Annotated in this window: 27 protein-coding genes; 18 read left to right on the top strand and 9 right to left on the bottom strand. The window is 68.7% G+C overall.

The annotated features are described in order from the left end of the window. Positions 1–192: 192 nt before the first annotated feature. Both ACAM42_RS07705 and ACAM42_RS07700 read left to right on the top strand, forming a co-directional pair. Positions 193–1,470: a porin gene (locus tag ACAM42_RS07705; RefSeq protein WP_369632741.1), complete on the top strand. Its 1,278-nt coding sequence runs from the start codon at positions 193–195 to the stop codon at positions 1,468–1,470. Between the two features lie 32 nt (positions 1,471–1,502). Further along, a complete protein-coding gene (locus ACAM42_RS07700; RefSeq protein ID WP_369631637.1) occupies positions 1,503–2,846 on the top strand; it encodes an amidohydrolase in 1,344 nt (447 codons plus the stop codon). Between the two features lie 72 nt (positions 2,847–2,918). Here the strand turns inward: ACAM42_RS07700 and ACAM42_RS07695 are convergent, their stop codons facing one another. The 7 genes from ACAM42_RS07695 to ACAM42_RS07665 all read right to left on the bottom strand — a co-directional run bounded on the left by ACAM42_RS07695 (position 2,919) and on the right by ACAM42_RS07665 (position 9,857). Then, entirely contained in the window at positions 2,919–4,430 is a 1,512-nt protein-coding gene (locus ACAM42_RS07695; protein ID WP_062479412.1) for a tripartite tricarboxylate transporter permease, read from the bottom strand. Positions 4,431–4,448: 18 nt separating this feature from the next. Continuing rightward, positions 4,449–4,934, bottom strand: coding sequence for a tripartite tricarboxylate transporter TctB family protein (locus tag ACAM42_RS07690; protein WP_062479410.1), 486 nt, complete (start codon positions 4,932–4,934; stop codon positions 4,449–4,451). A 218-nt stretch (positions 4,935–5,152) separates the two neighbouring features. After that, the gene (locus ACAM42_RS07685) at positions 5,153–6,940 is read right to left on the bottom strand and encodes a GspE/PulE family protein (protein WP_369631636.1); all 1,788 of its coding nucleotides are present in this window, start codon (positions 6,938–6,940) and stop codon (positions 5,153–5,155) included. A gap of 10 nt (positions 6,941–6,950) precedes the next feature. After that, positions 6,951–7,733, bottom strand: coding sequence for a spermidine synthase (locus ACAM42_RS07680; protein ID WP_159278211.1), 783 nt, complete (start codon positions 7,731–7,733; stop codon positions 6,951–6,953). Beyond that, positions 7,733–8,275, bottom strand: coding sequence for a DNA-deoxyinosine glycosylase (locus tag ACAM42_RS07675; protein WP_369631635.1), 543 nt, complete (start codon positions 8,273–8,275; stop codon positions 7,733–7,735). The genes ACAM42_RS07680 and ACAM42_RS07675 overlap by 1 nt, the downstream gene beginning before the upstream one ends. Positions 8,276–8,380: 105 nt before the next feature. Then, positions 8,381–8,866 carry a hypothetical protein gene (locus ACAM42_RS07670; RefSeq protein WP_062479399.1) on the bottom strand — a complete coding sequence of 162 codons (486 nt, stop codon included), beginning with the start codon at positions 8,864–8,866 and terminating at the stop codon, positions 8,381–8,383. A 130-nt stretch (positions 8,867–8,996) separates the two neighbouring features. After that, positions 8,997–9,857, bottom strand: coding sequence for a TatD family hydrolase (locus ACAM42_RS07665; protein WP_369631634.1), 861 nt, complete (start codon positions 9,855–9,857; stop codon positions 8,997–8,999). A gap of 89 nt (positions 9,858–9,946) precedes the next feature. Here ACAM42_RS07665 and ACAM42_RS07660 point away from each other — a divergent pair, with 89 nt between their 5' ends. From ACAM42_RS07660 to ACAM42_RS07645, 4 genes are read left to right on the top strand one after another with little or no spacing between them, the layout of a single operon-like run. Beyond that, a complete protein-coding gene (locus tag ACAM42_RS07660) occupies positions 9,947–10,945 on the top strand; it encodes a S1C family serine protease (protein WP_139700083.1) in 999 nt (332 codons plus the stop codon). 20 nt (positions 10,946–10,965) lie between these two features. Further along, positions 10,966–11,991 carry a MoxR family ATPase gene (locus tag ACAM42_RS07655; RefSeq protein ID WP_095949404.1) on the top strand — a complete coding sequence of 342 codons (1,026 nt, stop codon included), beginning with the start codon at positions 10,966–10,968 and terminating at the stop codon, positions 11,989–11,991. Further along, positions 11,972–12,967: a DUF58 domain-containing protein gene (locus tag ACAM42_RS07650; RefSeq protein WP_159278217.1), complete on the top strand. Its 996-nt coding sequence runs from the start codon at positions 11,972–11,974 to the stop codon at positions 12,965–12,967. Before ACAM42_RS07655 ends, ACAM42_RS07650 begins: the two co-directional genes overlap by 20 nt. Continuing rightward, positions 12,964–14,001 (top strand): VWA domain-containing protein, encoded by a 1,038-nt coding sequence (locus ACAM42_RS07645; protein WP_070063646.1) that lies wholly within the window; start codon positions 12,964–12,966, stop codon positions 13,999–14,001. Before ACAM42_RS07650 ends, ACAM42_RS07645 begins: the two co-directional genes overlap by 4 nt. On the opposite strand, the gene ACAM42_RS07640 is transcribed toward ACAM42_RS07645, so the two are convergent. Further along, the gene (locus tag ACAM42_RS07640) at positions 13,985–14,620 is read right to left on the bottom strand and encodes a TetR/AcrR family transcriptional regulator (protein WP_062478622.1); all 636 of its coding nucleotides are present in this window, start codon (positions 14,618–14,620) and stop codon (positions 13,985–13,987) included. The genes ACAM42_RS07645 and ACAM42_RS07640 overlap by 17 nt on opposite strands. Positions 14,621–14,691: 71 nt before the next feature. Continuing rightward, a complete protein-coding gene (locus tag ACAM42_RS07635) occupies positions 14,692–15,294 on the bottom strand; it encodes a phenylacetic acid degradation protein PaaY (RefSeq protein ID WP_159278218.1) in 603 nt (200 codons plus the stop codon). A gap of 149 nt (positions 15,295–15,443) precedes the next feature. On the opposite strand from ACAM42_RS07635, the gene ACAM42_RS07630 reads away from it, so the two are divergent. From ACAM42_RS07630 to ACAM42_RS07575, 12 genes are all read left to right on the top strand, one after another. After that, complete coding sequence (locus tag ACAM42_RS07630; RefSeq protein ID WP_369631633.1) at positions 15,444–16,247, top strand: enoyl-CoA hydratase-related protein; 804 nt, start codon at positions 15,444–15,446, stop codon at positions 16,245–16,247. A 1-nt stretch (position 16,248) separates the two neighbouring features. Further along, the gene (gene paaI, locus ACAM42_RS07625; RefSeq protein WP_369631632.1) at positions 16,249–16,698 is read left to right on the top strand and encodes a hydroxyphenylacetyl-CoA thioesterase PaaI; all 450 of its coding nucleotides are present in this window, start codon (positions 16,249–16,251) and stop codon (positions 16,696–16,698) included. Between the two features lie 14 nt (positions 16,699–16,712). Then, on the top strand, positions 16,713–18,023 hold the full coding sequence (paaK, locus tag ACAM42_RS07620) for a phenylacetate--CoA ligase PaaK (protein WP_369631631.1): 1,311 nt from the start codon (positions 16,713–16,715) through the stop codon (positions 18,021–18,023). A gap of 39 nt (positions 18,024–18,062) precedes the next feature. Further along, complete coding sequence (gene paaA / locus ACAM42_RS07615) at positions 18,063–19,073, top strand: 1,2-phenylacetyl-CoA epoxidase subunit PaaA (RefSeq protein WP_369631630.1); 1,011 nt, start codon at positions 18,063–18,065, stop codon at positions 19,071–19,073. Continuing rightward, entirely contained in the window at positions 19,070–19,366 is a 297-nt protein-coding gene (gene paaB / locus ACAM42_RS07610) for a 1,2-phenylacetyl-CoA epoxidase subunit PaaB (RefSeq protein ID WP_062478634.1), read from the top strand. Before paaA ends, paaB begins: the two co-directional genes overlap by 4 nt. A gap of 17 nt (positions 19,367–19,383) precedes the next feature. After that, entirely contained in the window at positions 19,384–20,163 is a 780-nt protein-coding gene (gene paaC, locus ACAM42_RS07605; protein ID WP_095949436.1) for a 1,2-phenylacetyl-CoA epoxidase subunit PaaC, read from the top strand. A 76-nt stretch (positions 20,164–20,239) separates the two neighbouring features. Continuing rightward, the gene (gene paaD / locus ACAM42_RS07600) at positions 20,240–20,764 is read left to right on the top strand and encodes a 1,2-phenylacetyl-CoA epoxidase subunit PaaD (protein ID WP_369631629.1); all 525 of its coding nucleotides are present in this window, start codon (positions 20,240–20,242) and stop codon (positions 20,762–20,764) included. 12 nt (positions 20,765–20,776) lie between these two features. Next, positions 20,777–21,862 carry a 1,2-phenylacetyl-CoA epoxidase subunit PaaE gene (paaE, locus tag ACAM42_RS07595; protein ID WP_062478643.1) on the top strand — a complete coding sequence of 362 codons (1,086 nt, stop codon included), beginning with the start codon at positions 20,777–20,779 and terminating at the stop codon, positions 21,860–21,862. A 53-nt stretch (positions 21,863–21,915) separates the two neighbouring features. After that, entirely contained in the window at positions 21,916–23,061 is a 1,146-nt protein-coding gene (locus ACAM42_RS07590; RefSeq protein WP_062478646.1) for an ABC transporter substrate-binding protein, read from the top strand. A 139-nt stretch (positions 23,062–23,200) separates the two neighbouring features. Next, a complete protein-coding gene (locus tag ACAM42_RS07585) occupies positions 23,201–24,229 on the top strand; it encodes a branched-chain amino acid ABC transporter permease (protein ID WP_369631628.1) in 1,029 nt (342 codons plus the stop codon). Beyond that, positions 24,226–26,127, top strand: coding sequence for an ATP-binding cassette domain-containing protein (locus ACAM42_RS07580; protein WP_369631627.1), 1,902 nt, complete (start codon positions 24,226–24,228; stop codon positions 26,125–26,127). The genes ACAM42_RS07585 and ACAM42_RS07580 overlap by 4 nt, the downstream gene beginning before the upstream one ends. Continuing rightward, the gene (locus tag ACAM42_RS07575) at positions 26,124–26,855 is read left to right on the top strand and encodes an ABC transporter ATP-binding protein (RefSeq protein WP_062478652.1); all 732 of its coding nucleotides are present in this window, start codon (positions 26,124–26,126) and stop codon (positions 26,853–26,855) included. The genes ACAM42_RS07580 and ACAM42_RS07575 overlap by 4 nt, the downstream gene beginning before the upstream one ends. Positions 26,856–26,865 lie beyond the last annotated feature (10 nt).

Below are 26,865 nucleotides of genomic sequence, written 5' to 3'. Positions count from 1 at the left end.
TTGCGCCCGACCATCAGAAATAGCGATGGGGTCGCATCAGCAAACGGTATTTCCTCCCGGGCGCCCTGCCGTCCGATAGTCGCGCCAGTCCACTCGACACAGAAGTGGCGCACAGGAGACCTCCCCTTGAACTTTCCTTCCTTCGAGGGCGCCGATGCCGGCGCCCTCTGCTTCAGCTCGCGCGTTCTTCGCGTGAAGCGGCACCCGCTCGGCCTGGCCCTGCTGGCGCTGGCCGGCGCGGCCTCGGCGCAGTCCTCGGTGACGCTGTTCGGCGTCATGGATGCGGGCGTCAGCCATTTCGAGACCGTCAGCGAGTACCGCCCGGCGTTCGATCCGCGGCGCCCTGCCGCCGCCCTGCTGGCGGCGGGCGTGCCGCGGGTGACGCAAAGCCAGACCACGCTGTCGCGCGGCGGCTACCGCGGCAGCAGCCTGGGTTTTCGGGGCACGGAAGACCTGGGCGGCGGCCTGGCGGCGAGCTTCTGGCTGGAGTCGAACATCAGCAACGACGACGGCAAGACAGGCCTGGCCTCGTTCGCCAAGCGTTCGACGCTGAGCCTGTCGGGCGGCTTCGGCGAGCTGCGTCTGGGCCGCGACTACACGCCGATCTTTCGCAACGACTCGCTGGCCGACCCCTTCGCCGTGCAGGGCGCGGGCCTGTCGGTGATCGCGCGCGTCAACAGCGCCTCGTCCACGCTCCTGGGCGGCGCACCGGCCGGCGTGGCGGCCGGCGACAACTACGCGCGCGCCAGCAACAGCATCGGCTACTTCCTGCCGTCGGACCTCGGCGGCTTCCACGGGCAGCTCCAGTACGCCTTGCCCGAGAACGTCCGCTACAGCCCGGACGTGACGCCGACGAACGCGCGTGGGCGCTACCTGGGCGGGCGCTTCGGCTATGCCAAGGGGCCGCTCAACGTGGCGCTGGCGTTCGGTGAAGACAACAAGGACCGCCTGCCCTCGGGTTCGGCGGCCAAGCCGCCCGTCGACGCCGGCGGCGAGGACCGGCTGAAGACCCTCAGCCTGAGCGCCACCTACGACTTCGGCCCCGTCAAGCTGCTGGGCGAACTGTCGCAGCTGCGGCACCGGCGCGCGCAGGCACAGCCCTGGATGCAGGATCGCACCGACAAATACAACGGCTACCTGGTGGGCGCCACGGTGCCCGTGGGCCCGGGACTCGTCCGCGCGTCCTTCGGTCGTGTCAGCTACAAGGCCGGCGCCACCGGCCTGCCGGGAGACGTCGCGCAAGGCGCCAGCGCCAGCCAATGGGCGCTGGGCTACGTGCACCACCTGTCCCGCCGCACGGCGCTGTACGCCACGTTCGCGCGCGTTCGCATCCGGGACGGCCAGAACGACAAGGCGATCGGCGCCGTGACGAGCGCCAGCGACGCGCCCTATCCGGGCTACATGACCGCCAGCGGCTGGCGCCCGCGCAGCGCCACGGGCTACGACTTCGGCATCCGCCACATCTTCTGATCTTCATCTTCATGCGCCCCTTCACTCATTCCATGCCGACCCACGCACACCCCTTCGCCCTTCGTTCACTGGCCGCCGCCGCCCTCCTCGCCTTCACACTCGGCGCAGGCGCACAGGCCCAGCCCGCCGTATCACCGCAGGCGTCGGCGATCCCGCCGCTCGTCGATGCGATGTACCCCCGGCTCGACGCCCTCTACAAGGACCTGCACGCCCACCCCGAGCTTGCTTTCAAGGAAACGCGCACCGCCGCCCTGCTCGCCGCCGAGATGCGCGCCATCGGCTTCGAGGTGACCGAGAAGGTCGGCGGCACCGGCGTCGTGGCGCTGTACCGCAACGGCCCCGGGCCGGTCGTGATGGTGCGCACCGACATGGACGGCCTGCCGATGGAAGAGAAGACCGGCCTGCCCTACGCCAGCCAGGCCCGTACCGACTGGGGCGGGCGCGACAGCTTCGTGGCCCACAGCTGCGGCCACGACATCCACATGGCCAGCTGGCTCGGCACCGCGCGCACGCTGGTCGCGCTCAAGGACCAATGGAAAGGCACGCTGATGTTCATCGGCCAGCCCGCCGAAGAAACCGTGTCGGGCGCCAAGGCGATGCTTGCGGACGGCCTGTTCGCGCGCTTTCCCAAGCCCGACGCCGCGTTCGCGCTGCACACGGCGCCCACGCCGCACGGCGCCATCGGCTACGGCATCGGCATCAGCAGTTCCAACTCCGACGCGCTGGAGATCGTCTTCAAGGGACGCGGCGGCCACGGCTCGCGGCCGCACACCACCGTCGACCCGATCGTGATCGCCGCGCGCTTCGTGACCGACGTACAGGCCGTGGTGAGCCGCGAGAAAGACCCGGCCGAATTCGGTGTCGTGACGATCGGCGCCATCCAGGGCGGCACCGCCGGCAACATCATTCCCGACACGGTCACGCTGCGCGGCACCATCCGCTCGTACAAGGCGGAAGTGCGCGACAAGCTGCTGGCCGGCGTGCGCCGCATGGCCATGGCGGCTGCGGCAACGAGCGGCGCGCCCGACCCCGTGGTCAAGCTGGTGCCGGGCGGAGAAGCGCTGGTCAACGACGAAGCGGCCGTGACCCGCGCGGCCGCCGCGCTCAAGCAGGCGCTGGGCGCGGCGCAGGTCGTTCAATCCACAGTGCCCTCGACGGGCAGCGAAGACTTCTCGGCCTTCATCAACGCCGGCGTGCCGTCGATGTACTTCACTGTCGGCGTGCTCGATGCGCGGGACATCGCGGCCTCCGCCCAACCCGGCGGCAAGCCGCTGGCCCGCAACCATTCGCCCTTCTTCGCGCCGGTGCCCGAGCCGTCGATCAAGACCGGCGTGCACGCGATGACCGTGGCGGTGCTCAGCGCGCTGGGCAGATAGGGACGACGGCATCCCCCCAAAGAAAAACGGCGCCCGAGGGCGCCGTTTGTGCGTTCAGAGAAAGCCCGTCGATCAGTCTTCGACGAAGGCCTCTTCGCGCTTGGACTTCACGGCCGGCAGCAGCACGATGATGAGCAGCAGGGCCGCGGCCGCCAGCAGGCTGGCCGAGATCGGACGCGTGACGAACACGCTCCAGTCGCCGCGCGACAGCAGCAGCGAACGGCGCAGGTTCTCTTCCATCATCGGGCCCAGGATGAAGCCCAGCAGCAGCGGCGCAGGCTCGCAACCCAGCTTGAAGAAGGTGTAGCCCACCAGACCGAAGATGCCCACCATCCAGATGTCGAAGGTGTTGTTGTTGGTCGAGTACACACCGATTGCGCAGAACAGCACGATCGCCGGGAACAGGAACTTGTACGGCACCGACAGCAGCTTGATCCACATGCCGATCAGCGGCAGGTTCAGCACGATCAGCATCGCGTTGCCCAGCCACATCGAGGCGATCAGGCCCCAGAACAGCTCGGGGTTGCTGGTCATCACCTGCGGGCCCGGCTGGATGTTGTGGATGGTCATCGCGCCCACCATCAGCGCCATCACGGCGTTGGGCGGAATGCCCAGCGTCAGCAGCGGAATGAAGGAGGTCTGTGCGCCGGCGTTGTTGGCCGACTCGGGTGCTGCCACGCCGCGGATGTTGCCCTTGCCGAAGGGCACTTCGCCCGGCTTCAGCTTGGTCTTCTTCTCGATCGTGTAGGCCGCGAAAGCCGCCAGCAGTGCACCGCCGCCGGGCAGGATGCCCAGGGCAGAACCCAGCGCCGTGCCGCGCAGCACGGCAGGCACCATGCGCTTGAAGTCTTCCTTGGTCGGGAACAGGCCCGAGACCTTGGCGGTGAACACTTCGCGCTCGTCGTCCGGACGCGAGAGGTTGGCAATGATTTCGCCGTAGCCGAACACGCCCATGGCGATGGCCACGAAGCCGATGCCGTCGGTGAGTTCAGGGATGTCGAAGCTGTAGCGTGCGACACCCGAGTTCACGTCGGTACCGACCAGGCCCATCAGCAGGCCCAGCACGATCATCGCGATCGCCTTGAGCAGCGAACCCGAGGCCAGCACCACGGCGCCGATCAGGCCCAGGATCATCAGCGAGAAGTATTCGGCCGGGCCGAACTTGAAGGCCAGCTCGGTCAGCGGCGGTGCGAAGGCGGCAAGAATCAGCGTGCCGACGCAACCCGCGAAGAACGAGCCCAGACCGGCCGCAGCGAGCGCCGGACCTGCACGGCCCTTGCGCGCCATCTGGTAGCCGTCGATCACGGTCACCACCGACGACGATTCGCCCGGCAGGTTCACCAGAATCGCGGTGGTCGAGCCACCGTACTGCGCGCCGTAATAAATACCGGCCAGCATGATCAGCGCCGACACAGGCGGCAGCGCATACGTGGCGGGCAGCAGCATCGCAATCGTCGCGACCGGGCCGATGCCCGGGAGCACGCCGATCAGCGTGCCCAGAATGCAGCCGACCAGGCAGTACAGCAGGTTCGTGAAGGTAAAGGCAACGCCAAAACCCATTGAGAGGTGTTCAAACAGTTCCATGTGAGCAGCTTTCTTCTCTCAACCGATGAAGGTCGGCCAGACCTGGATCTGCAGCTTCAGCGCCCAGATGAATGCAACGTAGCTGCCGATGGCCAGAACGGTGGCCAGGATCAGCACGGTGGGCAGCTTGAACTCGTGGCCCGCGAGGCTGGCGATGATCACGAGCGCGTAGATCGCGATGATCATGCCCATGGCCGGCACGCCGATGCTCGGCAGGCCGCCGAGCAGCACGCCGAAGGCGAGGTTGGCGCCCAGGATGAACACCACTTGCTTCCAGGCCCACTTGCCGATTTTTTCGCCATCGGTCGTTTCAACGGTGAGCCCGCTGAACATGATGCCCAGGCCGATCAGCGCCATCAGGATGCCCAGCATGAGCGGGAAGTAACCCGGACCCATGCGGGCGCCGCTGCCCACACTGTAGGTGGTGGCGCCCCATGCGAACGCCACGCCCACGACGGTGAACATCAGTCCCGAGAAAAAGTCTTTCTGACTTTTGATTTTCACGAACAGTCTCCTCGAACAATTTCGATGCGGGATTGTCGAGTCAGCCTCCGGTCAGGCCGATGTGGATTCCACTAACCAAAGGACTAGGGATAACCCGAAATGACTCATGAGATCCCCTTCAAGAAACACCGCGGAACCGGCTTTGCCGGGCCGCTGGTGTTGCCCCCGGCGAGGGGGTTGGCGTAGCGACACGAAGTGCGCGAAGCCTGGGGGAGGACCTATTCCAGAGGAGGCGTTGCGCTGAGCACTTCCTCGATGGTCGTCACGCCCTCGGCCACGCGCAGCGCGCCGGCCAGGCGCAGCGGCCGCATGCCGTCGATCACGGCCTGGCGTCGCAGGCCCGTGAGGTTGGGCTCCTTGGTGACCTGGTCCTTGAACGGCTCGGTCACGCTCAGCAGTTCGTACAGGCCCATGCGACCCATGTAGCCGGTCATGCGGCAATCGACGCAGCCCACCGGCTTGTAGGCGCGCACGGGGCCGGTGATCTGCCACGGCTTGACGATGGCCTCGAGGCTCTCGCGCGTGACCGCGTCGTCGGGCTGCTTGCAATGCGGGCACAGCGTGCGCACGAGGCGCTGCGCGAGCACGCCCAGCATCACGGCGGTGATGAGGTACGAGGGCACGCCCAGTTCCATCATCCGCGTGATGGCGCTGGGCGCATCGTTGGTGTGCAGCGTGCTGAACACGAGGTGGCCGGTGAGCGCGGCCTGCACCGCCATCTCGGCGGTGGCGAGGTCGCGGATTTCGCCGACCATGATGATGTCCGGGTCCTGCCGCATGAGCGCGCGCAGGCCCTCGGTGAAACCGAAGTCGAGTTGCGGCTGCACCTGCGTCTGGTTGAACGAGGGCTCGATCATTTCGATCGGGTCTTCGACCGTGCTCACGTTGACCTCTTCGGTCGCCACGCGCTTGAGCGTGGAGTACAGCGTGGTGGTTTTGCCCGAGCCCGTGGGCCCGGTCACCAGGATGATGCCGTTGGGCCGCGTGACGAGTTGCTCCCAGCGCTGCGCGTCGTGCTGCGCGAAGCCCAGCGCGTCGAGGTCCTTCACCGCGGTGTCGGGGTCGAAGATGCGCATCACCATCTTCTCGCCGAAGGCGGTCGGCAAGGTCGACAGGCGCATTTCGATTTCGTCGCCGCGCATGTTGCGGGTCTTGATGCGGCCATCGAGCGGGCGGCGCTTCTCGACCACGTCCATGCGGCCCAGCAGCTTGATGCGCGCGACCATCGCGTTCATCACGCCCATGGGCATCTGGTAGGCGGGGTGCAGGATGCCGTCGATGCGAAAGCGGATCACGCCCTGCTCGCGGCGCGGCTCCAAGTGGATGTCGCTGGCGCGCTGGTCGAAGGCGTACTGCCACAGCCAGTCGACCACCTGCACCACGCTCTGGTCGTTGGCGTCGAGCTGCTTCGTGCTCTTGCCCAGCTCGACCAGCTGCTCGAAGCTCGCGCCGCCGGTGTTGCCGCCGGCCTTCTGCGCGGCGCGCACCGACTTGGCGAGCGCAAAGAATTCGGCCGTGTAGCGCTGGATGTCCGACGGGTTGGCCACCACACGGCGCACGGTGCGCTTCGACTGGCGCTCGACCTCGGCGATCCAGTCGGTGAGGAACGGTTCGGCCGTGGCCACCACCACCTCGTTCGGCAGCACCTGCACGGGCAGCACCTTGTGGCGCTCGGCGTAGCCGGCGCTCATGGTGTCGGCCACCTTGCCCACGTCGACCTTGAGCGGATCGATGCGCAGGTAGGCCAGGCCGGACCGGCCGGCGAGCCATTGCGTGAGCGCTTCGAGGTCGAGCGGCTTGCCGTCGGCCTCGCGCGTCATGGCCACATTGGCCAGGCGCACCAGCGGCGCCTGCCGGCTCTCGGCCTGGGCGCAGCGCGCGATGGTGCGCTTGGCCTCCATCGGCGAGATCACGCCGTCGGTGGCGAGCCATTCGATCAGGCGACGCAGGTCGAGCGGACCTTCGTGGCGGACAGCAGCAGCGGCGGCGGCAGGTACAGCGCTCATGAACCGGGAATCAGGTGGTGAGGGAAAGCGTCATCGGCTTGAAGACCCGCAGCCATTTCGGCGCGGGCAGGCCCCAGCGAGTCTGGATGGTTTGGGCGCGCTCGGCAAGCACCTCGCGCTTCGGGCGCGACGCCGTGCGCTGGGCCAGCACCACCGTGTTGCCTTCGCGCGTCGGCTTGAAGGCCCAGACCGCGTCGGCGCCGAAAGCGGCGGCGATTTTCTCGAGGCTGCGCTCGTAGCTCGACGAGCGGCCGAAGAGGTTGACCGTCATGCAGCCGTCTTCGGTGAGTAGCGCGCGGCAGTCGGCATAGAAGGCTTCGCTGTCGAGCACCGGCGCGGCGGCCTCGTGGTCGTACAGGTCGACCTGCAGCGCGTCGACCGTGCCCTGCCATTCGGGCTTGCGGATTTCCTCGGCCGCGTCGGCGATCACCACGCGCAGCTTCAGGTCGTCGGCCGGCAGCTTGAACCAGCCGCGGCAGGCCGACACCACCTGCGGGTTCAGCTCGACCGCGGTGGTGCGCATGCGCAGCGTCTTGCGGCTGAACTTGGTGAGCGTGGCCGCGCCCAGGCCCAGCTGCATCGCGTGGCGGTTGCCCACACCCTTGCTGTCGACGAAGAGCAGCCAGGCCATCATGCGCTGCACGTACTCGAGCTCGATCTCGAAGGGCGCGTCGAGCTTCATCGAACCCTGGACCCATTCGGTGCCCAGGTGCAGGTAGCGGATGTCGCCCCAGTCGGAAAAATTGACTTCGGGCAGGACGAGGGTTTTCTTGGAAGAAGCGGAAGAAGCCATCAGAGAAGGTGGTGGGCAACGAAGACCTCGCGCCAGGCCGCGAGCTTGCGCTCGAAGGACCACGACGCGTTGGCGGGGCTGGTGGAGGGCAGCGAATACACCGGCACCCCGAGGGTGCGCGTGTGGCGTGCGTGCTTGAAGCTCTCGCCGCCGTTGTGGGCGATGGCGGCGAGCTTCGGCAGTTGCAGGCCGGCGATGTCGTTCACGACCGGCGAGCGGATCGCCGCGTCGAGGCTGCCCTCGCGCTCGCAGGCGCCGTACACGTCCCACACGCCGAGGCCGCGATCGAGCAGCCAGTCGCAGCGCGCGCAGTAGCTGTCTGCGCCCGTCGGAAGCAGGGGGTCGGGCCAGAGGGCTTGCAAGATCTTCCAGAACTGATTTTGGGGATGCGCATAGTACTGCTGCCGCTCGAGCGACTTGACGCCCGGGAAGCTGCCGAGGATGAGCACACGTGTGTTCGGCGAGACGATGGGCGCAAGGCCGGTCAGCACCATGCCGGCGGTGGCGGCGACGGTCGGGGACGGGATGGCGGTCGGTTTCATGGGCGGTATCTTGGCATTGCCACGTGGTGTGCCTGAACGCCCATGAAAAAACCCGCCGAAGCGGGTTCTTTCGTCAAGCACGGGCCGAAGCCCGGTGCATGGAAGTTACGGCTTCTTGGCCGCTTCGTTCTCGGCCGTGCCCGGCACCTTCTCGCCGATCGCCTTGCCGGCGCTGCGCATGCCGTCGGCCGTCTTGTGGCCGGCCGTTTCCACGGCGTCGCCGGTCTTCACGGCCGCCTTCTTGGTGGCGGTGGTGGCCTTCTTGGTGGTGTTCTTGGTTGCGTTCCAGGCCTTCTTGGTGCCGCGCTCGGTGGCGTTGGCTGCCTTCTTGGTGCCGCTCTTGGTGGCATCCCAGGCCTTCTCGGCGCCGCTCTCGGTCGCGTTCACGGCCTTCTTGGTCGTGCTCTTGGTGGCGTCCCAGGCCTTCTCGGTGCCGCGTGCGGTCGCATCGACGGCGTCCTTGCCGGCTTCCTTCACCTTCTCGGTGGTCGTGGGCTCGGCCGCGGTGGTCTGCGCGATGGCCGACACACCGATGGAGGCCAGCGCCAGTGCGAGCGCGACGGGCAGGGTACGAACAAAAGATGTGGTCATGAAAGACTCCTTTTTTGAGTGAAGTGCGGAGTGACGACAGTGCCACTGGACAACCAACGTCACTTCGAACTTCAAGGATGACAGCAAAAAGGGCCCGATGACCTGCGCTGGCGCAACTCGGGGCCTTGGCCTACGCGGCGGGCGGACGCCCCTCCGACACGGCCAGCAGACTTTGGAGCTTCGGCAGGGCTGCCACCGCATTGCGCGTGGTGTTTTCGGCCAGCGACGCGATGTCGATGCCCCGCAGCTGCGCGACCACTTCGGCGATGCGCGGCAGCTCGCCGGGCTCGTTGCGGCCCTGCGCCTGGCCCGCGTCGCGCTGGGCCTGCGTGCGGTACAGCCAGTGCGGCTGGATGTCGGGCGCGTCGGTTTCCATCACCAGCGCGTCCATCGGCAAGGTGGCCGCGAGCCGGCGCAGCTGCAGCGCGCGCTCGAAGGTCACGGCCCCGCCGAAGCCCAGCTTCAGGCCGATCTCGATGCAGGCCTGCGCCTGCTGCTCGCTGCCGTTGAACGCGTGGGCGATGCCCTGCCACGGCCGCCCGCCCGCGGTCTGGCGCAGGTGCTTGAGCACCTTGTCGACCGAGCGCCGCACATGGATGAGCACCGGCAGCCCGTGCTTGCGCGCCAGTTGCAACTGAGTGTGAAAGAAGCGTTCCTGTCTATCGGCGTCCAGGCCTTCGACGAAGTAGTCGAGCCCGATCTCGCCGACCGCCACCAGGCGCGGATCGTCGCGCCGCGCATGCAGTTCGGCATCGAGCGTCTGCAGGTCGTCGTCGCTCGCCTGCCCCGTGCACAGCGGGTGGATGCCCAGCGCGTAGGCGTCGCCCTGCGCGTGCGCCAGCGCGCGCACGGTGGCGAAGTTGAAGGCCGCCACCGCCGGAATGACGCACAGCACCACGCCCTGCGCCGCCGCACGGGCGCGGATGACGGGCATCTCGGCACCGAATTCGGGCGCATCAAGGTGACAGTGGGTATCGACAAACGCAGCCATCGCGCGATGATGCCCGAAGGGATGCACAGGCGCGGAAAGCGTGCTACTGTGAACTCCTTCACGCGTCCTTTTTTGCCGGAGGTGCTCCGATGCGCAGGCCCGCTTTCTACAGCCGCTCGCCCCGCACGCTGCCGCCGGCCGCAGCACCGGCGGCCGGGTCGCCGGCGGATGCCGCGGCTGTGGCGGAGGCCGACGCCGTGCAAGCCCCACCCCCTCGCGCACGCTGGCAGCCGGGCCGCCGCGCCTTCGCCCTGCTCACCGTCAGCTGCATCGCCATCGCCGCCGGCGGCGCCTTCTGGGCACCGCGCCAGGGCGCCAAGGCGCTCACACAGAAAGACATCGACGCCGCCGTGCTGCGCACGCTGCAGACCGCCACCCTGCCCTCGCCCGCGGCCAAGGCCGCCGACATCGTGCGGCCCTCGGTGGTGCGCGTGGTCGGCTACGGCCCCGAGAAGGCCACGCCCGAAGCCAAGACCCAGAAGCGCGGCCGCAACATGGCCAAGGGCAAGCCGCCCGAGGCGCCCGCCGACGGCGGCACGCCGGGCGAGGTCGAGCGCGGCGTGGGCACGGGCGTGGTGATCGTCGACAAGGGCGTGATCCTCACCAACCTGCACGTGGTCGCCGGCGCCGAGAAGATCAAGGTCACTTTCGCCGACGGCCTGGAGGCCATCGCCGTCATCACCGGCGTGCAGCCCGAGAACGACCTGGCCGTGCTGCAGGCGCAGAAGATCCCCGACGACCTGATCCCCGCCGTGATGCGCTCCACCGCCGACCTGCGCTCCGGCGACCAGGTGGCGGCCGTGGGCTTTCCGTTCGGCATCGGTCCCTCGGTGTCGGCCGGCGTGGTGTCGGGCCTGAAGCGCTCCTTCCGTTCGCCCGAGGGCAAGCAGGAGCTGGGTAACCTGATCCAGTTCGACGCCGCCGCCAACCCCGGCAATTCGGGCGGCCCGCTCATCAACATGGACGGCGAGGTGCTGGGCATCGTCACCGCCATCCTCAACCCGACGCAGCAGCGCACCTTCATCGGCATCGGCTTCGCGGTGCCGATCGAGAACGCCGCCTCGGCGGCCGGCTCGCCGCCTTTCTGATTTCTTCGAAAGCCCTTCGCATGAGCACAGAAAACCCGACCTCGTCGACCTTTGCAACAGCCCCCGCCACCGCCGAGCTGATGGAGCAGATCCTCTACGAGGTGAAGCGCGTGGTCGTGGGGCAGGACCGCTTTCTCGAGCGCGTGATGGTCGCGATGCTCGCGGGCGGCCACCTGCTGGTCGAAGGCGTGCCGGGGCTGGCCAAGACGCTCACCATCAAGACGCTGGCCGACACCGTGCGCGGCCAGTTCAAGCGCATCCAGTTCACGCCCGACCTGGTGCCGGCCGACCTCGTGGGCACGCGCATCTACAACCAGAAGACGGGCGAGTTCAGCACCTCGCTGGGGCCGGTGTTCGCCAACCTGCTGCTGGCCGACGAAATCAACCGCGCGCCGGCCAAGGTGCAAAGCGCGCTGCTCGAAGTGATGCAGGAGCGCCAGGTCACCATCGCCGGCGAAACGCACAAGGTGCCGCGCCCCTTTCTCGTGATGGCCACGCAGAACCCCATCGAGACCGAGGGCACCTACCCGCTGCCCGAGGCGCAGGTCGACCGTTTCATGATGAAGGTGATGGTCGACTACCCGAGCGACGAGGAAGAGTTCGTGATCGTGCAGCGCGTGATCGGCCCGGTGGTCACGGCCACGCCGGTCGCCACCACCGAACAGCTGGCCGAACTGCAGGCCGAGGCGCGGCGCGTGTACGTCGACCCCTCGCTGATCCAGTACGCCGTCAAGCTCGTGTCGGCCACGCGCACGCCCGAGAAGCACGGGCTGAAGGACCTGCGCCGCTTCATCACTTTCGGCGCCAGCCCGCGCGCCAGCATCAGCCTGACCGAAGGCGCGCGCGCCCTGGCGCTGCTGCGCGGTCGCAGCTACGCGCTGCCCGAAGACATGAGCGCGCTGGTGCCCGATGTGCTGCGCCACCGCGTGACGCTGTCCTACGAAGGCCTGTCCGAAGGGCTCACGCCCGACGGGCTGATCGAGAAGATCATGAAGGCCGTCCCTGCTCCTCCGAAGCCCCTGGAACATGAAAAGCTGGTGGCGTAAGGCCCCCGAGGCCGCGAACGACGACCGGCTCGCGATCGAAGCCGGCGGGGCCGAACGCGCGCTGCGCCGGCTCGAATGGACCGTGATCCGCCGCCTCGACGGCCTGCTGCAGGGCGACTACCGCACGCTCATGCGCGGCACCGGCCTGGACCTGGCCGACCTGCGCGAGTACCAGCACCACGACGACGTGCGCCACATCGACTGGAACGTCACCGCGCGGCTGCAGACGCCGCACGTGCGCGTGTTCACCGAAGACCGCGAGATGGCCGCGTGGTTCGTGCTCGACCTGAGCCGCTCGGTCGATTTCGGCTCGGGCCTGAAGGCCAAGCGCGAGATCTCGGCCGGCTTCGTCGGCGTGCTCGCGCGGCTGCTCACGCGGCACGGCAACCGGGTCGGCGCGCTGGTCTACGGCCGCGACCTCGAGGCCGTGATCCCGCCGCGCACCGGCCGCCGCCATGTGCTGCACCTGCTGCACGCGATGGAAAAGCGCGCGAACCAGGCCGAGGCCGCGCCCGCCCAGAAGGGCATGACGCGCCTGGCCGACCTGCTGACCTCCGCCGCCGCGCTCATGCCGCGCCGCTCCACCGTGTTCGTGGTGTCCGACTTTCTCAGCGAGCCCGGCTGGGAGCGCCCGCTGGGCCAGCTGGTGCAGCGGCACGAAGTGATTGCCGTGCGCCTGTTCGATCCGCTCGAGCTCGAGCTGCCCGACCTCGGCCTGGTGCCGCTGCGCGACGCCGAGACCGGCGAGCAGCTGTGGGTCGACACCCATGACGCGGGGTTCCGCAAACGCTTCGCGCGGCTGGCCGCCGAACGCGAGACCACCCTGCGCGAGTCGCTGGCCCGGGCCGGCGTCGACGCCCTCGAACTCTCGACCAACGACGATCTGGTCGAAGCCATCGTGCGATTCGCGGACCTGCGCAAGCGCCGGGTCCGCGGTGTTGCAGCGGGTGGCGGGAAGGCGGTGGTGGCGGCATGACATTCCTCTGGCCTCAATTCCTCTGGCTGCTGGCGGCCTTGCCGCTGCTGGTGCTCCTGTATGTCTGGCTGATCCGCCGCAAGAAGAAGATGGCGGTGCGCTACGCCAGCCTGTCGATCGTGCGCGAGGCCATGGGCCCGGGCCAGAGCCTGCGGCGCCACATCCCGCCGCTGCTGTTCCTGGTGGCCATGGCCGCGATGCTCGTGGCGGCGGCGCGGCCGATGGCGGTGGTGGTGCTGCCGTCGAACCAGCAGACCATCATCCTGGCGATGGACGTGTCGGGCAGCATGCGCGCGGCCGACGTGCAGCCCAACCGGCTGGTGGCGGCGCAGGAGGCGGCCAAGAGCTTCATCAAGGACCTGCCGCGCCACGTGAAGGTGGGCATCGTCGCCTTCGCGGGCAGCGCGCAGGTGGCGCAGCTGCCCACCACCAACCACGACGACCTCGTGACGGCCATCGACAGCTTCCAGCTGCAGCGCGCCACGGCCACGGGCAACGCCATCGTGGTGTCGCTGGCCACGCTGTTCCCCGACGCGGGCATCGACATCTCGCAGTTCAGCGCGCCCAGCCGCCAGCGCGGCATCCCGATCGACCAGAACGAGAAGCAGCTCAAGGAGTTCACGCCCGTGGCGCCCGGCTCGTTCACCTCCGCCGCGATCATCATGCTGACCGACGGCCAGCGCACCACCGGCGTCGACCCGCTGGACGCCGCCAAGGCCGCGGCCGACCGCGGCGTGCGCATCTACACGGTGGGCGTGGGCACGGTCGACGGCGAGACCATCGGCTTCGAAGGCTGGTCGATGCGCGTGCGGCTGGACGAAGAAACGCTCAAGGCCATCGCGAACAAGACCAGCGCCGAATACTTCTACGCCGGCACCGCGAGCGACCTGAAGAAGGTCTACGAAACGCTGAGCTCCAAGCTCACCGTGGAGAAGAAAGAGACCGAAATCTCGGCGCTGTTCGCGCTGGGCGCGGCGGTGCTCACGCTGCTGTCGGCGGGGCTGTCGCTGCTCTGGTTCAACCGGATTCTTTAGCGCTCTGCGAGGGTGGAGCGGGTGGCAGCTTCACCGCCCCCACCCCGCCCAGGAACAGGTCGGCCACGATCGGCGCGATGGCCGCGTGGTCGAGCCGGCCGCCGGGCTTCATCCAGGTGAACATCCAGTTGATCATGCCGAACAGCAGCATGGTCAGCGGCTTGGCGAGCTCGTCACTCGGCGCGCCGGGGCGCAGCGCCGACACGGCGCGCGCAAAGCCGGCGACCACGGCGCGCTCCTGGTCGAGCACGCGCTCGCGGTCCTCGTCCTCGAGAAAGCGCACGTCGTCGGTCAGCACGCGGTGCGCGTCCTGTGCGCCGGCGTACTCCTCGACGATGCGGTAAATGAAGCGGCGCAGGCGCTCTTCGTCGGTTGAGGGCTGGGCCTCTTCCTCGGCCACCAGCGCCGCCAGCTTCGAGACGTGCGTCTCGGCGATGCTGATGAGCAGGCTGCTCTTGTCCTTGTAGTAGTGGTAGAGCGTGGCCTTCGAGAGGTTGCAGGCCTCGGCGACCTGGTTCATCGAGGTCGCGGGGTAGCCGCGGCGGGCGAACAGCTGGGCGGCCTGCGCGAGGATCAGTTCGCGCTGGTCGTCGTAGGTGGCGGATCTTCCACGCGGCATCGGGTCTTCTTCCTGGGTTGTCTGTCGGTTGCTGGCGTGCAGCAGGCTCGATCTTGCATGAAGCCGCAGGGCTAGCCGCGGCGGGTGGCGATCAGGGATTTCACGTCGGTGGCGGGCAGGCGCGGCCGGTCTTTTTCCACCTCGGCGAGCGGCGCCACCTCGTGCAGGCTGGCCAGGCTGCGCACCGTCAGCGCCTGGTAGGTCTGCGTGCCCTCGAGCTTCCAGGCGATCTCTTCGTCGCTGAGTTCGCGCCGCACCTTGGCCGGGATGCCCGCCGCGAGCGAGCGTGCGGGCACCTTCATGCCGGCGGGCACGAAGGCGCAGGCCGCGACGATGGCTTTCTCGCCCACCTCGGCCTCGTCCATCACCACCGCGTTCATGCCCACCAGCGCGTCGCGGCGCACGATGCAGCTGTGCAGGATCGCGCCGTGGCCGATGTGGCCGTTGACCTCCACCACCGTGTCGTTGTCGGGAAAGCCGTGGATGCAGCAGTGGTCCTGCACGTTCGAGCCCTCCTGCAACACGATGCGGCCGAAGTCGCCGCGCAGGCTGGCGCAGGGGCCGACGTAGCAGTGCGGGCCGACGATCACGTCGCCGATCAGCACGGCCGTGGGATGCACGTAGGCGCTCGGGTCGACGACAGGGATCACGCCGTCGATGGAATAGCTGGGCATTCGGTCTCCTTGTTTTTTGCAGGCCTCAGGGTTTGCCCTGAATGCACCCCGCTTGTGCCGGAATCGAGGTCGATCCTAAAATCAACCGAACGGTCGGTCAATAGTGTTTACGCACCGAGCCGTCCCCACAAAGGATGAAAGAGACACGCATGACTGAGCCTTTGGTACTCATCAGCGACAGCGGCGCCGTCCGCACGCTGAGCCTGAACCGCCCCGCGGCACTCAACAGCTTCACGACCGGGCTGCATGCCGAGTTGCTGGCTGCGCTCGAAGCCGCGGCCGCCGACAGCAGCGTGCGCTGCGTGGTGCTCACCGGTGCCGGCCGCGCCTTCTGCGCGGGGCAGGACCTGGCCGACCCGTCGGTCGCGCCCGACCCCACGCCGGGCGCCGCACCCAAGGACCTGGGCCACGTCATCTCTGCTTATTACGGCCCGCTGGTCGCGCGCCTGCGCTCGATGCCGGTGCCGGTGGTTGCCGCCGTCAACGGCGTGGCGGCAGGCGCGGGCGCCAACCTCGCGCTGTGCTGCGACCTCGTGGTGGCGGGCCGCTCGGCCAGCTTCATCCAGGCCTTCACCAAGATCGGCCTCGTGCCCGACACCGGCGGCACCTGGCTGCTGCCGCGCCTCGTGGGCCCCGCGCGCGCGCTGGGCATCGCGATGCTGGGCGACAAGCTCCCGGCCGAAGACGCCGCGCGCATCGGCCTCATCTGGCAGTGCGTGGACGACGCGGCCCTGGCCGACACCGCCGCCGCGCTGGCGGCGCGCCTGGCCGGCATGCCCACGCGCGCACTCGTGGCCACCCGCGAAGCGATGGCCGCCGCGCAAAACCTCGACCTGGGCGCGGCACTTGCCGAAGAAGCGCGCATCCAACGCGAGATGGGCAATGCCGACGACTACCGCGAAGGTGTCGAGGCTTTCCGCGCCAAGCGCGCCCCGGTGTTCAAGGACCGCTGAGATGACCGACGCTTCCTCCCGCACCCCGCAACAGACCGCCGAGTTCGTGCGCGACGGCATGTTCGCGAACGACAACGCCAGCAAGGGCCTGGGCATGCGCATCGTGGAGGTCGGCCCCGGCCAGGCCACGCTCGAGATGCGCGTGCGCCCCGACATGCTCAACGGCCACGCCATCTGCCACGGCGGCTTCATGGCCACGCTGGCCGACTCCACCTTCGCCTTCGCCTGCAACTCGTACAACGAGCTGACCGTGGCCTCGGGCTTCGCCATCGACTTCCTCGCGCCGGCGCGCGAGGGCGACGTGCTCACCGCGCGCTGCTTCGAAGTCTCCAAGGCCGGGCGCACCGGCGTGTACGACACCGAAATCACCAACCAGCGCGGCGAGCGCATCGCGATGTTCCGCGGTCGCTCCTACACCGCCAAGGGCCGGCCGGCCGTCCCGGCCGCTTGAGGAGACACCCCACCATGACCGTGAAACGCCCCGCCCCCGGCGACCTCGAGCCGATCGAAACCGCCAGCCGCGACGAGATCGCCGCCCTGCAGCTCACGCGCCTGCGCGCCACGCTGCGCAACGCCTACGACAACGTGCCGCACTACCGCCAGGCCTTCGATGCCAAGGGCGTGCACCCCGACGACCTGAAGTCGCTGGCCGACCTGTCGAAATTCCCGTTCACGGTGAAGACCGACCTGCGCGACAACTACCCCTTCGGCATGTTCGCCGTGCCGCGCACGCAGGTCGCGCGCATCCACGCGTCGTCGGGCACCACCGGCAAGCCGACCGTGGTGGGCTACACGAAGAACGACATCGACACCTGGGCCGACCTCGTTGCGCGCTCGATCCGCGCGGCGGGCGGACGACCGGGCGACATGATCCACGTGGCCTACGGCTACGGCCTCTTCACCGGCGGCCTGGGCGCGCACTACGGCGCCGAACGCGCCGGCTGCACCGTCATCCCGATGTCGGGCGGCCAGACCGAGAAGCAGGTGCAGCTCATCCAGGACTTCAAGCCCGACATCATCATGGTCACGCCCAGCTACATGCAGGTGATCATCGAGCAGTTCGAGCGCCAGGGCCTCGATGCCAAAGACAGCTCGCTCAAGGTCGGCATCTTCGGCGCCGAGCCGTGGACCGAAGCCATGCGCCGCGACATCGAGACGCGCGCCGGCATCGACGCCGTCGACATCTACGGCCTCTCCGAAGTGATGGGCCCGGGCGTGGCCAGCGAATGCGTCGAGAGCAAGGACGGCCCGGTGATCTGGGAAGACCATTTCTACCCCGAGATCATCGACCCCGAGACCGGCGAGCTGAAGGCCGACGGCGAAGAAGGCGAACTGGTCTTCACCTCGCTGAGCAAGGAAGCGATGCCGATCGTGCGCTACCGCACGCGCGACCTCACGCGCCTGTTGCCGCCCACCTCGCGCGCGTTCCGCCGCATGGGCAAGATCGTCGGGCGCAGCGACGACATGATGATCATCCGCGGCGTGAACGTCTTCCCCACGCAGGTGGAAGAGATCGTGCTCGCGCACAGCGCCCTCACCGGCCTGTACCAGGTGCGCGTGAGCCGCGAAGGCCTGCTCGACCAGGTCGAGGTGCACTGCGAACTCACGCCGCACGAAGCCGCCGCGGCCGACCGCAACGCCATCTCCGAGTGGGTGCAGCACCGCGTGAAGACGCTCATCGGCATCTCCACCCGCGTGGTCGTGCACGGCCCCGACGAAATGGAACGCACGCAGACCGGCAAGGCCCGGCGCGTCGTCGACACGCGCCCGCGCTGAGCGCCCGCGCCCCACACACCGCACCGAAAGGACACGCACATGTACACCCAGGCCATGGACACGATGGGCAAGGACGCAGGCGACGGCAAGCAGAAGGCCGTGCGCTCCGCCGACGAGCTGCGTCTCGAGGAACGCTTCGACGCGCGCATCGACGCGGGCGACTTCATCGAGGCGAAAGACTGGATGCCCGAGCACTACCGCAAGACGCTGGTGCGCCAGATCAGCCAGCACGCGCACTCCGAAATCGTCGGCATGCTGCCCGAGGGCAACTGGATCAGCCGCGCGCCCACGCTCAAGCGCAAGGCCATCCTGCTGGCCAAGGTGCAGGACGAAGGCGGCCACGGCCTGTACCTGTACGCCGCCGCCGAAACGCTGGGCACCTCGCGCGACCAGATGTTCGACGCGCTGCACACGGGCAAGGCCAAGTACAGCTCGATCTTCAACTACCCCACGCTCAGCTGGGCCGACATGGGCACCATCGGCTGGCTGGTCGACGGCGCGGCCATCATGAACCAGGTGCCGATCTGCCGCTGCTCGTACGCACCGTATGCGCGCGCCATGATCCGCATCTGCCGCGAAGAGAGCTTTCACCAGCGCCAGGGCTACGAGTCGCTGCTGACCATGATGACCCACGGCACCGACGCGCAAAAGGCCATGGTGCAGGACGCAGTCAACCGCTGGTGGTGGCCCTCGATCATGATGTTCGGCCCGCCGGACGACCAGTCGCCCAACTCGGCGCAGTCGATGCGCTGGGGCATCAAGCGCTTCAGCAACGACGAGCTGCGCCAGAAGTTCATCGACGCCACCGTCGAGCAGGCCGCGATCCTCGGCGTGACGCTGCCCGACCCCGACCTCAAGTGGAACGAAGAACGCCAGGCGCACGACTTCGGTGTCATCGACTGGAGCGAGTTCTGGCGCGTGATCGCCGGCGACGGCCCCTGCAACCGCGAACGCCTGCAGGCCCGCGTGGACGCCTGGGACGACGGCGCCTGGGTGCGCGAAGCCGCGATGGCCCACGCCAACAAACAACCGATGAAGGAAGCAGCATGAGCACCGAAGTGAAGCAAGAGTGGCCCCTGTGGGAAGTGTTCGTGCGCAGCAAGGCCGGCCTGGACCACAAGCACTGCGGCAGCCTGCACGCGGCCGACCCGAAGATGGCGATCCAGATGGCGCGCGACGTCTACACGCGCCGCCAGGAAGGCAGCAGCATCTGGGTGGTGCGCTCCGACCAGATCGTGGCCAGCGACCCGGGCGACAAGGACATGTTCTTCGACCCGGCCGAAGACAAGGTGTACCGCCACCCCACCTTCTACGCACTGCCCAAGTCCGTGGACCACATGTGAGCCAGGAACGGCACGCCATGCAAGCCTCGATCGAACTGAACCGCACGCCCGCCGTGCACTACCTGCTGCGCATCGGCGACACCTGCCTGGTGCTCGCGCAGCGCCTGGGCGAATGGTGCGGCCACGCACCGGTGCTCGAAGAAGACATCGCGATGGCCAACATCGCGCTCGACCTCGTCGGCCAGGCCCGCGCGGTGCTCACGCACGCCGGCCAGCTCGAAGGCGCCGGCCGCGCGCATGACGAAGACCAGCTCGCCTACCTGCGCGACGAGCGCGACTACTTCAACCTCACGCTGGTCGAGCTGCCGCGCGGCGACTTCGCCTTTGCCGTGCTGCGCAACACCATGGTCGCCACGCTGCTCAAGCTGCTGTGGCAACGCCTGGCCGCATCAAGCGACGCCGAGGTGGCCGCCATCGCCGGCAAGGCGCTGAAGGAAGCGCGCTACCACCAGCAGCACTCGGCCGACTGGGTCGTGCGCCTGGGCGACGGCACCGACGAATCGCGCCGCCGCACCGAGAAGGCGCTCAAGCAGCTGTGGCTCTACGTGCCCGAGCTGTTCGACAGCGACGACGTCGACGCGCAGGCCAGCGCCAGCGGCCTCGGCCCGGCCTGGAGCGAACTGCGCGAACCGTGGCTGGCCGAGATGCAGCAGGTGCTCGACGCGGCCGGCCTCGCCATGCCGAAGGAAGCCGCCTTCCGCAGCACCGGCAAGCACGGCGTGCACAGCGAGCACATGGGCTACATCCTGGCCGAGATGCAGCACCTGCAGCGCAGCTTCCCCGGAGGCGTGTGGTGATGAGCGCCGCGCCGGGCCGCCCCAAGCAAGCTCGCTCCCGCCTGGCGGGACAGGCCGCAGGCCGAAGGGTGCAGCAATGAACGCACTGGCGTCGCGTGTCGATGCGGCGTGGGCCGTGCTGCACACCGTGCCCGACCCCGAGGTGCCGGCCGTGTCGGTCTGCGACCTGGGCATCGTGCGCGAGGTGATCGAACACGACGACGGCCTGGAGATCGTGCTCACGCCGACCTACTCCGGCTGCCCCGCGACCGAAGCCATCGAGCACGACGTGCTGGCCGCCATCCAGAACGCCGGCCTGGGCCGTGCGCGCGCCACGCTGCGCCGCGCACCCGCCTGGACCAGCGACTGGATCAGCGACGAAGGCCGCGACAAGCTCAAGGCCTACGGCATCGCGCCGCCCGCGCACCTCACGCCCGAGCAGGCCTCCAACACCGCCGTGCCGATCAAGCTGTTCGGCCGCATGGCCGGCGAGCGCATCGCCTGCCCGCGCTGCGCGAGCGAGCGCACCGAGCGGCTGTCGGCCTTCGGCTCCACGGCGTGCAAGGCCCTGTACCGCTGCATGGCCTGCCGCGAACCTTTCGAACATTTCAAGCCTATCTGAGGCACGCCCACGATGAGCACCCTCTTCCATCCCCTGCGCGTGAAGGCCATCGAGCCCGACACGCACGAGGCCGTCATCGTCTCGTTCGAGGTGCCACCCGCGCTGCGCGAAGTCTTCGGCTTCACGCAGGGCCAGTACCTCACGCTGCGCCATGACATCGACGGCCAGGACCTGCGCCGTTCCTATTCGATCTGCGCCGGCCTCGACGACGGCGAGCTGCGCGTCGGCGTGCGCAAGGTGCGCGGCGGCGTGTTCTCCAACTGGATCAACGCCCACCTGCAACCCGGCGACAGCCTGCAGGTGATGGCGCCGCAAGGCCGCTTCTTCGTGCCCATCGAGCCCGAGGCCGCGCGCCACCACGTGGGCATCGCCGGCGGCAGCGGCATCACGCCGATCCTGTCGATCATGAAGACCGTGCTGGCGCGCGAGCCCAAGAGCCGCTTCACGCTGATCTACGGCAACCGCCAGCTGCAGTCCACGATGTTCAAGGAAGAGATCGAGGACCTGAAGAACCGCTACATGACGCGCCTCGTGCTGCAGCACGTGTTCTCCGACGAGCACACCGATTCGCCGCTGGGCTTCGGCGTGATGAACCGCGAGAAGATCGGCGAGTTCCTGGCCTCGGTCGTGCCCGCCGCGCAGATCGACCACGTGTACGTGTGCGGCCCGTTCCAGATGAACGACGAGGCCGAGGCCGCGCTGCTCGCCGCGGGCGTGCCCGAGGACCGCATCCACATCGAGCGCTTCGGCGTCGCGCTGCCCTCGGCCAGCCAGGTCGGCGCGGTGGTGCACGAGGCGCAGCCGGGCGACGCCAAGCAAGCGCGCGTGACCATCGTGCGCGACGGCCTGCAGCGCGAGATCACCTACACCGAGGGCCAGCCCAGCATCCTCGATGCGGCGTCGGCGGCCGGGCTCGAGGTGCCGTTCTCGTGCACCTCGGGCGTGTGCGGCACCTGCCGCGCGAAGTGCGTGGACGGGGAAGTCCGCATGGAAAGAAACTTCGCACTCGACAAGAATGAGGTGGCCGCGGGATTCGTGCTGACCTGCCAGGCCCACCCCCTGACCGAACGCGTCACGCTGTCCTTCGACGAGCGTTGAACGCACGGCTTTTTCCTCGGCCCTTCCCCTTTCAACCCGGAGACAAACCAACCATGAAATTCTTCAAGCCCCTGCTGATCGCCGCCCTGTGCGCCACGGCCCTCTCGGCCTGGGCCGACGTCAACGTCGGCGTGACCATCTCGGCCACCGGGCCGGCGGCGTCGCTCGGCATTCCCGAGAAGAACACCATCGCGCTGATGCCCAAGACGATCGGCGGGCAGAAGATCAACTACATCGTGCTGGACGATGCCTCCGACACCACGGCCGCCGTGAACAACACGCGCAAGCTGATCGCCGAGAACAAGGTCGACGTGATCCTGGGCTCGACCACCACGCCGGCCTCGCTCGCGATGATCGACGTGGCCAGCGAGGCGCAGACGCCGATGATCTCGGTGGCCGCCTCGGCCCGCATCATCGAGCCGATGGACGCCAAGAAGAAGTGGGTCTTCAAGACGCCGCAGAACGACATCATGATGTCGCTGGCCATCGCCGAGCACATGGCCGCCAACGGCGTGAAGACGGTCGGCTTCATCGGTTTCTCCGACGCGTACGGCGAAGGCTGGGCGCAGGAATTCGCCAAAGCCGCCGACCTGAAGAAGATCAAGATCGTGGCCAACGAACGCTATGCGCGCTCCGACACCTCGGTCACCGGCCAGGCGCTGAAGCTCATGTCGGCCAAGCCCGACGCGGTGCTGGTCGCCGGCTCCGGTACGCCGGCCGCGCTGCCGCAGAAGACGCTCAAGGAGCGCGGCTACACCGGCAAGATGTACCAGACGCACGGCGTGGCCAACGCCGACTTCCTGCGCGTGGGCGGCAAGGACGTGGACGGCACCTTCCTGCCGGCCGGCCCCGTGCTCGTGGCCGACCAGCTGCCCGCCAGCAACCCGGTGAAGAAGTCTGCGCTCGCCTACGTCGCTGCCTATGAGGCTGCCTACGGCAAGGGCACGGTCTCGACCTTCGGCGCGCACGCCTGGGACGCGGGCTTGTTGATGAGTTCGGCCGTGCCGGTCGCGCTGAAGAAGGCCCAGCCGGGCACGCCCGAGTTCCGTGCCGCCCTGCGCGATGCGCTCGAGCAGACCAAGGACGTGTCGGGCGCGCACGGCGTGTTCAACATGACGGCAGCCGATCACCTGGGCCTGGACCAGCGCGCGCGCGTGATGGTGAAGATCGAAAACGGCGCCTGGAAATTCCAGCCCTGAAGCACTGAACTCGCCCCCAGGCTTCGCGCACTTCGTGTCGCTTCTCCAACCCCCTACTGGGGGCAACACCTGAGGCCCGGCAAAGCCGGTTCCTCGGTGTTCCTGATCTGAATCACGGGCGACGCCCGAAGGTTGTTTTATGGACTTGCAGATTGCCCTGTTGCTGGGGCAGGACGGCATCGTGAACGGCGCGGTCTACGGACTGATGGCGCTCGCGCTGGTGCTGGTGTTTTCGGTCACGCGCGTGATCTTCATCCCGCAGGGCGAGTTCGTCGCCTTCGGCGCGCTCTCGATGGCGGCGCTGCAGGGCGGGCGCACGCCGGCCACGCTGTGGCTGCTGGTGGCGCTGGGCGTCATGGCGCTCGTCGTGGAGGTGTGGCGCTGGAAGCGCGGCGCGACCATCGACTGGCGCTCGGCCTTCACCTGGTGCGTCGCCTTCCCGACGATCGCCGCGGTGCTGGTGCTGGGCCTCAAGCCCACGTCGATGACCATGCAGGCGGTGACCACGCTGGTGCTGATCGCGCCGCTGGGCCCGCTGCTCTATCGCCTGGCCTATCGCCCGCTGGCCGATGCCACGGTGCTGATGCTGCTGATCGTCTCGGTCGCGCTGCACGGCGTGCTGGTCGGCCTGGGCCTGTTCTTCTTCGGTGCCGAAGGCTCGCGCACCACGCCGTTCTCGGACGTGCGCTTCGACATCGGCGGCATCCCCGTGAGCGGCCAGTCGCTCGTGGTGGTGGGCGTCACGCTGCTGCTGGTGATCGCCATGTTCTGGTTCTTCGGCCGCTCCATGGTCGGCAAGGCGCTGCGCGCCACCGCCATCAACCGCGTGGGCGCGCGGCTCTCGGGCATTCCCACCGAGCTGTCGGGCGACCTGAGCTTTGCGCTCGCGGCGCTCATCGGCGCGGTGTCGGGCCTGCTGATCGCACCGATCACCACGGTCTACTACGACACCGGTTTTCTCATCGGCCTGAAGGGCTTCGTGGCCGCCATCGTGGGCGGGCTCGCGAGCTACCCGCTGGCGCTCGCAGGCGCGCTGCTGGTCGGCCTGCTCGAGGCCTTCTCTTCGTTCTGGGCCAGCGCCTACAAGGAAGTGCTGGTGTTCACGTTGATCATTCCGGTGCTGTGGTGGCGTTCGCTGCGCAGCCACCACGTGGAGGACGAGGAATGAGCGCGCCGTCGACTTCATCTTCGCCCGCCACCGCCGTGCACGCGGGCCGTCCGCTGGTCACGCCGCGCACGCTCACGCTGGTGTGCATCGTGGCGCTCGCGCTGGCCTGGGGCTGGCTGCCCGACTTCACGGTCGCGGTGCTGAGCAACATCGGCCTGTATGCGCTGGTGGCCGCCGGGCTGGTCATGCTGACCGGCGTGGGCGGCATGACCTCCTTCGGCCAGGCCGCGTTCGTCGGCATGGGCGCGTATGCCACCGCGTGGATCTGCACCTCGCCCACGGCCGCGGGCTGGCTCGGCGGCATCGCCGGTTCGGCGCTGGTGCCGTGGCTCGGCCTGCTGCTCGGGCTGGTGCTGACCTTCGCGCTGGCCTGGGCGCTCGGCGCGGTCACGCTCAAGCTGTCGGGCCACTACCTGCCGCTGTGCACCATCGCCTGGGGCCTGAGCCTGTACTTCCTGCTCGGCAACATGGAGTTCCTGGGCGGCCAGACCGGCATCACGGGCGTGCCGCCGCTGGTGGTCGCAGGCGTCTCGCTGGCCTCGCCGCGCGCGCTCGGCGTGGTGATCTGGGCCGTGCTGCTGCTGGCGCTGTGGGCGCTGCACAACCTGCTCGACTCGCGCGAAGGCCGCGCCATCCGCGCGCTCAAGGGCGGCCGGCTCATGGCCGAGTCGATGGGCGTCGATACGGCGCGCCACCGCATCAAGCTGTTCGTGCTGGCCGCGCTGCTGGCGGCGGTGTCGGGCTGGCTCTACGCGCACATGCAGCGCTTCGTGAACCCGACGCCCTTCAACCTCAACATCGGCATCGAGATGCTGTTCATGGCGGTGGTCGGCGGCGCGGGCCACCTGTGGGGCGCGGTGCTCGGCGCCACGCTGATCACGCTGCTGAAGGAGAAGCTGCAGGACATCCTGCCCGCGCTGCTGGGCACCAGCGGCAACTTCGAGGTGGTGGTGTTCGGCCTGCTGATGCTGTTCGTGCTGCAGCGCTTTGCCGACGGCCTGTGGCCCACGCTGGCGCGGCTCGTGAGCCGCTGGGTGCGGCCCGTGGCCAAGGCACCCGCCGCCAACGCAGCCGCACCGGCGGCGCAGCTCGCGCAGCGCGTGCTGCCGGCGGCGGGCACGCTGCTGCTGCAGGCCGATGCGGTCAGCAAGCGCTTCGGCGGCCTCATCGCCAACAACGACATCTCGATGACGCTGAAGGCCGGCGAAATCCACGCGCTGATCGGACCGAACGGCGCGGGCAAGAGCACCTTCTTCAACATGATCTCGGGCGTGGACGACCCCAGTTCGGGCCAAGTGCGGCTCGAAGGCGACGCCATGTCGGGCCGCCCCTCGCGCGCCTTCGCGGCGCGCGGCCTGGGACGCACCTTCCAGCACGTGCGCCTGCTGGGCCAACGCAGCGTGGTCGAGAACGTGGCGCTCGGTGCGCACCTGCGCGCGAAACGCGGCTGGCTCGCAGCCATGCTGCGGTTGGACCGCGCCGAAGAGGCCGCGCTGATGGCCGAAGCCCGCAAGCAGATCGAGCGCTGCGGCCTGGGCGCGCACGCCGACACACCGGCCGCCTCGCTCTCGCTGGGGCAGCAGCGCGTGGTCGAGATCGCACGCGCGCTCGCCGGCCAGCCCTCGGTGCTGCTGCTGGACGAACCCGCCGCCGGCCTGCGCCATCTTGAAAAGCGCGCGCTCTCCGAGCTGCTGGGCCAGCTGCGCGCCGAAGGCCTGGGCATCCTCGTGGTGGAGCACGACATGGAGTTCGTGATGAACCTCGCCGACCGCATCACCGTGCTCGAGTTCGGCACCGTGATCGCCACCGGCACGCCGGCCGAAGTGCAGGCCAACCCGCGCGTGCTCGAGGCCTACCTGGGCGGCGCCGACGACGAACTGCTGGAAGACGCCCGATGAGCCACCCGATCCTTCAACTGGAAGACTTCTGCGTCGCTTACCGCACCGTCGAGGCGGTGCACAGCGTGCGCCTGCACGTGAACGAAGGTGAGATCGTCACCGTGATCGGCCCCAACGGCGCCGGCAAGACCACGCTGCTGTGCGCGGCCATGGGCCTGCTGCAGTCGACCGGCAAGCTGTCGCTCGACGGCGAGCGCATCGCGCGCCCCGGCGTCGAGACCATGGTGGCGCGCGGCGTGGCGCTGGTGCCCGAGCGGCGCGAGCTCTTCGGCGAGATGTCGGTCGAAGACAACCTGCTGCTCGGCGGCTTCTACCAGTGGCGCAAGGGCCAGCGCGACCAGCGCGCGCGCATGGACGAGATCTTCGAGATCTTTCCGCGCCTGAAGGAGCGCCGTCCGCAGATGGCCTCCACGCTCTCGGGCGGCGAGCGCCAGATGCTGGCCATCGGCCGCGCGCTCATGGCGCGCCCGCGCCTGCTGATGCTCGACGAGCCCTCGCTGGGCCTGGCCCCGCTGGTGGTGCGCGAGGTGCTGCGCGTGGTGTCGCAGCTGCGCAAGCACGGCGTGTCGGTGCTGCTGGTGGAACAGAACGCCCGCGCCGCGCTGCAGGTGGCCGACCGCGCCTACGTGCTCGAAATGGGCGCCGTGGCGCTCGAAGGCAATGCCGGCGATCTGCTGCACGACCAGCGAATCATCGATACCTACCTGGGCATCGGCAACAAGAAATGACCCCCGCGCA

It is taken from the genome of Variovorax sp. V35, assembly GCF_041154465.1.
Taxonomy (GTDB): Bacteria; Pseudomonadota; Gammaproteobacteria; order Burkholderiales; family Burkholderiaceae_C; genus Variovorax; species Variovorax boronicumulans.
The sequence above is the reverse complement of the archived record's forward strand: the minus strand, read 5'-3'. Positions and strand labels throughout refer to the sequence as shown.